This is a genomic window from Vibrio sp. 1978 (assembly GCF_033344345.1).
In genome coordinates this window covers 1-581 of sequence record NZ_JAWPOP010000777.1, presented here as the reverse complement: position 1 = coordinate 581, position 581 = coordinate 1, and the positions used below count along the sequence as shown (strand labels likewise).

General features: G+C 42.7%; 1 pseudogene. It reads right to left on the bottom strand.

From position 1 onward, the window contains the following. Nucleotides 1-581 (bottom strand): annotated as a pseudogene (locus R8N49_RS29050) (hypothetical protein); the annotation flags it as partial.

Genomic DNA, 581 nt, shown 5'->3' with positions numbered 1-581 from the left:
GCTTTAACTTCGTAAGCAAATGAAGTCAGCAGTTTAGGTCGAGTATAACCGTCTTTACTGAACTCATGAGTCGCTCCACTTCTTAAGCTATTGATGACAATTTTTGTGGTCACATCATTGTTGTCTTTACGCGTTACCGTGAAAGTCTCACCTGGCAGCGCATACACTCCTGCCGAACGGAAGTTGCGTTTAGACTCCATATTCACCGTAGTATCAATTCTCTTTACATCGGCCCCAAATTCACTGCGGCTGAAGTTTCCCATATTTGGTTGTTTTGGGTTGATGCGACGACTGTTGTATTGAACGTAGTCCGCGAAGTACGATTTCAAAAATTCAGTCGTCCCCGTAGACTGCTTATCCATTGGAAAAGAGGCCGTTTGACGATAATGATCCGCCAATAACACCATCAGCTTTTCGTATTGATAACCATCTTGTTCAAACAACGAGATTTTTTGCTCATCAAGTGATTTCAGCCATTGGCGAATGCTGTTGGCAGCGTCGTAAAACTGACTGTCCATGTTCGCAGCTTCTGGACATGATTTATCATCACATTGGAACAAATCAACATTGAAGTTTTGAGT